Source organism: Aphanizomenon sp. UHCC 0183 (genome assembly GCF_009712065.1).
Lineage (GTDB): Bacteria > Cyanobacteriota > Cyanobacteriia > Cyanobacteriales > Nostocaceae > Dolichospermum > Dolichospermum heterosporum.
The window spans coordinates 1-7,474 of the sequence record NZ_VILC01000143.1; the positions used below are offsets into that span (position 1 = coordinate 1).

The 7,474-nt window shown below is 40.1% G+C and carries 8 protein-coding genes; 2 read left to right on the forward strand and 6 right to left on the reverse strand.

The window, feature by feature from the left end:
* Positions 1-134: 134 nt before the first annotated feature.
* The 4 genes from FJR37_RS25035 to FJR37_RS25050 all read right to left on the reverse strand — a co-directional run bounded on the left by FJR37_RS25035 (position 135) and on the right by FJR37_RS25050 (position 4,440).
* Entirely contained in the window at positions 135-641 is a 507-nt protein-coding gene (locus tag FJR37_RS25035) for a hypothetical protein (RefSeq protein WP_174763479.1), read from the reverse strand.
* Positions 642-728: 87 nt separating this feature from the next.
* Positions 729-2,105: an aminopeptidase P family protein gene (locus FJR37_RS25040; protein WP_168467417.1), complete on the reverse strand. Its 1,377-nt coding sequence runs from the start codon at positions 2,103-2,105 to the stop codon at positions 729-731.
* A 124-nt stretch (positions 2,106-2,229) separates the two neighbouring features.
* Entirely contained in the window at positions 2,230-2,457 is a 228-nt protein-coding gene (locus FJR37_RS25045; RefSeq protein WP_039199568.1) for a hypothetical protein, read from the reverse strand.
* Between the two features lie 138 nt (positions 2,458-2,595).
* Entirely contained in the window at positions 2,596-4,440 is a 1,845-nt protein-coding gene (locus FJR37_RS25050) for a S8 family peptidase (RefSeq protein ID WP_168467418.1), read from the reverse strand.
* Positions 4,441-4,652: 212 nt separating this feature from the next.
* On the opposite strand from FJR37_RS25050, the gene FJR37_RS25055 reads away from it, so the two are divergent.
* Together FJR37_RS25055 and FJR37_RS25060 are read left to right on the forward strand one after the other, a co-directional pair.
* Positions 4,653-5,081: a hypothetical protein gene (locus FJR37_RS25055; protein WP_053538991.1), complete on the forward strand. Its 429-nt coding sequence runs from the start codon at positions 4,653-4,655 to the stop codon at positions 5,079-5,081.
* A gap of 634 nt (positions 5,082-5,715) precedes the next feature.
* Complete coding sequence (locus tag FJR37_RS25060) at positions 5,716-6,258, forward strand: hypothetical protein (RefSeq protein WP_168467419.1); 543 nt, start codon at positions 5,716-5,718, stop codon at positions 6,256-6,258.
* A 286-nt stretch (positions 6,259-6,544) separates the two neighbouring features.
* Here the strand turns inward: FJR37_RS25060 and FJR37_RS25065 are convergent, their stop codons facing one another.
* Both FJR37_RS25065 and FJR37_RS25070 read right to left on the reverse strand, forming a co-directional pair.
* Positions 6,545-6,988, reverse strand: coding sequence for a type II toxin-antitoxin system VapC family toxin (locus FJR37_RS25065; protein ID WP_168467420.1), 444 nt, complete (start codon positions 6,986-6,988; stop codon positions 6,545-6,547).
* Positions 6,985-7,221, reverse strand: a complete 237-nt coding sequence (locus FJR37_RS25070; protein WP_168467421.1) for a type II toxin-antitoxin system Phd/YefM family antitoxin — start codon at positions 7,219-7,221, stop codon at positions 6,985-6,987. The genes FJR37_RS25065 and FJR37_RS25070 overlap by 4 nt, the downstream gene beginning before the upstream one ends.
* Positions 7,222-7,474: the final 253 nt, after the last annotated feature.

Consider the following 7,474-nt stretch of genomic DNA (forward strand, 5'->3'; position numbering starts at 1 on the left):
CATCCAACTTAAACATTATTCGCCCTACCTCAATTACTGGTACTAAAGAACAGGAAAAGTGTGAGGCAAAAAATGCAGTTTGGCATGATCATAAATGTTGGGACTCTGTTGAAAATCCTTAATTTTAAATTATATCAATTGATGTGTTTCTGTGCCGGAGAAGTTGTGGTTGTTGGTTGGGAAATTTCTTGCTTGTACAAGCGAACTACCTTCTGCACATAGTCAGCAGTAAAGCCTTTATCGCAGCCTGTATAATTACCAGTCATCCACCAACAAGCGACACCACGCACAGCACTGTTTTCATTATTTTTAGTGGCTGCAAATTGCTTATTTAACTCCCGGTTAGTAATACAGGAAATGACTTGACGGGCTATTTTCGGATCATTTTCAAACTGAGTTGGTGTTAATTCTTTTTTCAGACAAGTTTTTGTCCAACCTTTGAGAGTTTCGGGTTTAACTTGCCATTCGCTATAATAGCCATCATTGCGCTTTTTTGTTTTAGGTGCAGCGAGTCGCAAAGCTTCTACCATTGCTGCAACTTGGGTATCAGAAACAGGCTGTTTGGCTTGTGCTAAGGATGGTAAAATTCCTAAGCTGATAATAATGCCACTAAATATAAATGCTATGGGGTTTTTCTTCATGATTTTAAAAGTATTGAAAATGTGAATTAATGAATTACAATTCTTAATTATGTGATCTCATGTTGGGTTTCCTTGCGTCAACCCAACCTACGAAAAATTGGCATTTAATAAATCTTCAATAGCACTAGTTTCAGTTGGTAATGCAGCGGTTAAAACTTCACTCCCTGATTCTGTAACTAAGACATCATCTTCAATGCGAATGCCTCGCACATCTGCAAACTGTTCTAAACGTTCCCAATTGACTAAATATTGATATTGAGAACGAGTTTTTGGATCATTTAAAATTGCCGGAACTTGATAAAATCCTGGTTCAATTGTGACTAACATTCCTGGACGTAAGGGACGATTTAATCGTAAATAACTTAAACCAAAACGGCTACTTCTGCTTCTGCCCTGATCATAACCGGCGATGTCTCCCAAATCTTCCATATCATGAACATCTAAACCTAAAAGATGTCCAATTCCGTGAGGAAAAAATAAAGCATGAAGATCCATTTTTACCAAATCTTCTGGTTTACCTTGCAAAATTCCTAAATTTACTAAACCTTCAGCTATTATAGTGGCTGCTAACAGATGAATTTCTGCATATTCTACACCAGGGGTGATGTTTTGAATACAAGCATCATGGGCAGCTAAAACAATATCATAAATGTCTTTTTGGGTTGATGAAAACTTACCAGAAACAGGCCAGGTGCGAGTAATATCAGCCGCCCAACCTGTCTGGGTTTCCGCACCCACGTCGGCTAAAAGTAAATCTCCTGGTTGCAGAGAGTGGTAATAATGATTATTGTGTAAAACCTCACCATGAACTGTAACAATACTGGTGTAAGCAGTGGTCATATTCTGAGCCATAATTACTGCTTCCATTGCGGCGCGGACTTCTGATTCTTGTTTAGCTGAAGATGTTGCTGCCATTCCTGCCTTGTGTGCTGTGACACTCACGACCGCTGCTTTACGTAATTCTATCAATGCTGCTGCATCATGGGTAAGCCGCAGAGAAACAATGGCTTTCGCTAGTTCTAAATCAATGCCTTCCAGTTGAGTTTTTGGTAAAATGAATCTATCTAAAAGTTGGGTTTGCTGTGTCCAAGTAGTTGCATCTTGTACTGGCAAGGTCGCCACGTCTTCTAAGTAATTTGCTAATTCTGCCATTGTTTTGGCTTCATCTGCGCCTATTTTGGCGGCAATTTCTTCACGATTTGGGGTTTCTCCATGCCAGAGGGCGCTACTGGGGTGGGGGTCATCTATAAATAGTTGCAGATTGCCACTTTCTAGGCGAATGGCGGCATTTTGGAGAGGAATTCCGGCGAAATAAAGGAAATGGCTATTGGCGCGGTGGGGGAAGGTATTAGCGGGGAAGTTGCGGGGACTGCTACTACCTGACCAGAGAACGGCGGGTAAGTCTATGATTTCTGCGAGTTTTTGGCGACGGTGACGGAGAATTTCTGGGAGGTTTGTGTGCATAGGAGAATTAGATTTTAGTCTCACGCAAAGGCGCAAAGACGCAAAGGTAAGAGTTTTAAAGGTTCAATTTGGGAATTTCATACCTCAATATGGCTACGCCACGCAGGCTATCAGCAACACTAAATTATGTGATTACTTCAAAGGAATGAATTTCTAAAACGGAACCAATCATTGCTGCTGTCATTAAGTCTTCTCGGACTTTTCCGGTGATTTTGGCTTTTTGTCCAGCTTTTAGTAAGGTTTTATCGGAACTTTTGGGGATTTCGTAGGTAACACCATCTTCGGTTACGAAAGCCCAAGCACCAAGTCCAATATTTCGACGTTCGATAGTACCAGTGGTTGTAATAGTCATTTGTTAGTTGTCAGTTGTCAGTTGTCAGTTGGTTAGCAATGGGTAATACAGAACTTGCCGGTGTTATGAGGTACAAGAACCCCACCCCCAACCCCCTCCCCGCAAGCGAGGAGGGGGCTATGATTACCAATTATCTAATTAAGCAATTTGTCCGTCTTTTTTTAATGCTAACCGGGCTAGTCCGTAGCAAAGTAAAGCATTAATAAGGAGGAAGATTCGGGCGAGGTTACTATTTCCTAAACCCCAAACGGCAGGATCATAAATAGTGCTAACTGCTAGGAAAGCTGTTATTCCTAAAGTTACACCAATGGCAAACCATTTCCCAGTGGGATGCCCTAAAAGTAAGGCTATTAACACAAAGGGAATTAGGACGCTGGCAAAAAGTGGATTTAGTGCGTCTGTTCCCTGTAAGGTGTTGCCTAATTCGGGAATGGAACTACCTAAAATTCGGAAAGGCCATTGGGGAAGATCAAAGATATAAAATCCTTTGAGGAAGAATAAACCAGAACTGCCGAAAATTAAGCCGCCAGATAGAGACCAACTCCAGGCGAAGGGGAAGTAGGTTCGTAAAAACCAAGCCAGGAGATAAGAGCCTACTACCATGAATATTTTAGGGACTAAAGCGATCGCTCCGCCATCTATCCAAAAGCCAGGATTTAGATAGCCTTGTTCTCGCAACCACCGGAAAAAGTCGGGAACACTAATTATGCCGTCACTGGCTAATTTAACTGCGGCTTCGGCGTTGAGTTGTCCAGCCCCATAATAGTTCAAACCGTCGTCTTGAATGACTCTGGCTGACTGTTGGAGAACTTGCAAAATTTCGTCGGGTTCTTTGATTCCCAAGGCTTTGATTAGTGCTGCTACCCCCGCAACGTGGGGAGAAGCCATACTTGTGCCTTGGAGTCCGAGAAATACGCCTTCACCTTGTTCATTAATAGTTTCTTGGAGAATTGTCCCGGTTTCACTCCCCCCAGGGGCAGAAATATCTACACCTGCACCATAGTTAGAATAGGATGCTCTTTCACCGTCGGGTCCAAAGGCGGAAACACCGATAACATGATCATAACGGGCGGGATAACTCACGCCGTTGGTGTCTTCATTGCCGGCGGCGGCGATAATGGTTACACCTTTGTTGTGGGCATAATTAACTGCATCTTCCATGAGTTGGCTGGCACCACCACCACCTAAGCTCATGTTAATGATGTCTGCGCCGTTATCAGCCGCAAATTTGATGGCTTCGGCAATGTCGGCTACTGTTCCTGAACCGTCGGCATTTAAGACTTTTAAGGGCATCAGACTGGCTTCATAAGCCACTCCAGCGACACCATAGGCGTTATTGGTGGCTTGGGCGACTGTGCCGGCGACGTGAGTTCCATGTCCGTTATCGTCTTTGGCTGCTTCTGTATCGTTAACAAAATCGTAGCCTTTGACAAATTTAGTTTCATATAAGTCGCGGACTTTGGTAATGCCTGTATCAATGACGGCGACGGTAATGCCACCACCTTTACTCCGTGTCCAAGCCGCTTCTATACCGATTTTGTGTAAGTTCCACTGTTTGCTGTAATACTGGTCATTAGGACCAACTAAGGAAGAATTTGGTTCTTCCTTTTGGGGCGTTAACAGTTCTCCTAACCAAGTGGCTTTTCCTTGGGGGACGATTTTATAAATGTAATTTGGCTCGATAAATTCTGTAACTTTGGCAAAGGGCGATTTCCGTAAATCTGTGAGTGTTTGGCGATCGCCTTTGATAAAATATACATGATCTGTCGCTGAATATTTATTATCCAATTGGGGGGTAACATGATATTGCCTGGCGATCGCTTGTAAGTCCTTCTCAATCAAACTTTCTGCCACATCTTCCCGAAAATCTAGCAAAATTGTCTCAAACTCACCTTTCGCTGCTAGTCCCTGAAAATTCAGAAACCCAAATACAGCCGCAGTCAGTCCAATCACAAACAAGCACAATAATATAAGTTTTTTCATCACCGCTTCTTGTCAGTTTGCTCACTACCATAACTCATATAGTAGGTAACAGGGAATAGAGAATAATTATCAAGATGGTTATTTGTCTATAAAATAGTTAAATTGCTATATTGTAAAATAGTATTTGGTGGATTTTAGAAAAAATTCTATCTTCTTACCTATTTTCTCATGAAATTAACGACGCTCCTCTCACAGAGGCATTACGAATTATTATGGAACGTGGTCTTTTTTGGTTGCCTTTGTTAGTTGCATTTTTCTGGTTAGCTTGGCAAGGTTCACAGGAATTTAAGAAACTTCAAGCTTATCAAATTTGGGCAGAACAATTTGAACGGGCAAAGTATGATATTTATGCAGTATTAGCTCAAAAAGGTAATGATATCACTTGGGGAAAACCAACCACGAAAGGACCCATTGAATTAGAAACTTTTTCCTTATTGGACGTTCAAGAAATCCGCTTTTTAGTCAATGATCATGTAGTAGATATAGAAAATCCTCCCCAAAAAGGTCGCAAAATCGAATTAGAGTTTTTATTAACTACTCCTAAATCAATTCGTGTCCCGTTTACAGAAGTTCCCTTAGCAGCAGAATGGGGTAAATTTTTGCAAAGGACATTGAAGAATTTACAGATAGAAATAACCTAAGAGAACTTCACAGAAAAGATGAACTGCTTGCTTCCCTATGAGGGAATGGGGGTTTCAAAGCCTCTCCCCGCACCTCTACCTAACCCTCTCCTAAGAGGCTATCGTGTACACACAAGTTAAATTACCCAGCAATTCTCATTTTAAGGTTTCATGACATTTTAATCCTTACATTCTTATGGTTTTACAATTCTTAACGAATCCAGCGATGTGCCTCTGGCAAAGTCAGAATCGCGGATTATAGGGATTAAAAGATTGAGCGGATTAGGTTGTTTGCTATGATTTCTAGTACATATCCCTATTATTTTATTACCTGTTGAGGGTTAATGCGATCGCGCAAGCGATCCGCACTCTAGGAATATGTTGGAAGAGCGATCGCGTAAGCACTGCTGCAAGCAGTTCACTTAAAATTAGGGTAGTTGTGTGCGATAGCGAAGCGCTCCGCAGAAATCATCATTTAGGAACAAGTTGGGTGTTGATTGGGAGAGCGATCGCTGAGTTAAGAACTTACTTAAATACTAATGAAACATAATGAAAAAATTGGTTCTTACTTCTTGCTTCAGGCGATTTTTGCGAAAATTCATCAGACAAAAATCAGTTACTATAAATATAGCTAACTTCATTTTCAATAACTACCATGACGACAAATTCTATTTTTCGCCTATCCCCAATCATTCGCATCACATTATTAACATTATATATAGCTTTAACAGTTCCTTTACCTATTTTGGCTAAAGTTACTTCCGCCTCTGTTCCTCCATCATTGTTAATCGTAGGAATTATCGCCGGTTTTGTGATTTTATATGCTGTACTTTCTGAAAGAGTTATAACAGATGAGGAAAAAATTCAAGTCACTTATCCAGTGTGGATACCACGCTTTTTCCTTCCTGGTTGGTCTTTGCTTTGGTCGGATATTAAAGATTTGAAACCACGTACTACAGGTCAAGGTGGATTAGTATATTATTTTGTCAGTCATGATGGTAAAGGTTATTTATTACCCATGCGTATAGCTGGTTTATCTCGGTTACTCAAGATTGTTCAAGAAAAAACTAATATTAATACTCACGATGTTAACCCTTTCTCACAACCTTGGATGTACATCATTTTATTTGGTTGTACTTTATTATTGCTTTTAGTGGATATTTGGACTATTACTAATAGTATGACCGCCCTGCCATAGGTTGGGTTGAAGTATGAAACCCAACAGCTTCTTGGTTTTTAACATTAAATCTGGTGTTTCTATTTTTAGACATTTTAGTGCTTCTTGGGGATTAGAAGCGACTAGATCCTCAACTTCTTTGAGAAGTCGGAGATCTGAATATAGTAGGAAATGCGAATCGCATAAAATCATTCTATTATGAAAGAGCGATCGCGAAGCGCGACCTAGGAATCGCCTAAAATCACCCTATTCTCAAAAGAGCGATCGCGAAGCGCGACCCAGGAATCGCTCTGAAGGAATCGTATATCTAACTAAAATTGAGATTGGAAGTCAATAAAAGAATATCTATCCCTAAAATAGTAGCAGATTGAGCCAATTTATCATCTGCTGTCACCAGAGAAAAATTATTAATGCTACACACTGCTAAATGTAAAGCATCCAAAGTTCTTAAAGGCAGATCAAACCTGGATATCCAATCTCTAGCTAAACGATAATGTTGATTTTCCAATAAAACAAGACGATATAAACTTTCATTAAGGTGATTTTCAAACAATTCTGTAATCCGTCTAGCGTCATTTTGGGAAACTTCACCCATTCTTACCCTACGAGATAAAGCAGAAAATAATTCTACCTCAACTAATTGACTAATGATTGGTTTATCTTCTTGTTTTTGTAATAGTTGTTCAACAACATCACTTAATTTTTCAGGCACATAATAAGGAACAATGGCGCTAGTATCTAAATAAATCAATATCTTTCGTTCTCTCTTTCTTCTAATATCGTAGTACTCATTGCACTTCCTTTTAAAACTATTGATTTTCTAAAAGAGTTTAAACTAGGAAATACTTTTTTTTCCGGTTGAGGAGGAAGAAGACGAGCAATTTCTTTGCCTTCTTTCATCAGCACAAATTGCTCACCTTTAGCCACTTGTTCTAGAAGTTTATATAGATTTTGAGTAGCTTCTTCAATTGTAATCTGAGTCATAAGGTTCTCAATATTTTACAAATGTATTATAATTATATAACAGAGATAGATATTTTGTAAATAGGGAAACCAGATCCCCGACTTCTCAAAGAAGTCGGGGATCTGAAATATCAGAATCATCCTTTCATGAAAGAGCGATCGCAAACCGCGACCTAGGAATCGCCCAAAATCACCCTATTCTCAAAAAACCGATCGCAAAGCACGACCCAGGAATCGCCTAAAACAATCCTATTCTCGAAAGAGCAAAAGTTTT